Genomic DNA, 267 nt, shown 5'->3' on the forward strand with positions numbered 1-267 from the left:
GTTGTTGAGGTTAAGCACCAGGACCGGCAGCTCATACTGCAGCGCAGTGGAGAGTTCCTGAATGTTCATCTGGATACTGCCGTCACCGGTCACGCAGACCACCATTTCGTCCGGCAGAGCCATTTTGACCCCCAGCGCAGCCGGTAGGCCAAAGCCCATGGTGCCGAGACCACCGGAGTTAATCCAGCGCCGCGGTTTATCGAAGGGGTAATACAGGGCGGCGAACATCTGATGCTGACCCACATCGGAAGTGACGTAGGCATCGCC

The 267-nt window shown here is 58.4% G+C and carries 1 protein-coding gene; it reads right to left on the reverse strand.

From position 1 onward, the window contains the following. The coding region (locus ACNQ0T_RS24355) for a thiamine pyrophosphate-dependent enzyme (protein WP_417930513.1) at window positions 1–267 on the reverse strand (267 nt) is incomplete at both ends.

The sequence above is a fragment of the Enterobacter cloacae complex sp.6700776 genome, from assembly GCF_048284255.1.
Lineage (GTDB): Bacteria > Pseudomonadota > Gammaproteobacteria > Enterobacterales > Enterobacteriaceae > Enterobacter > Enterobacter intestinihominis.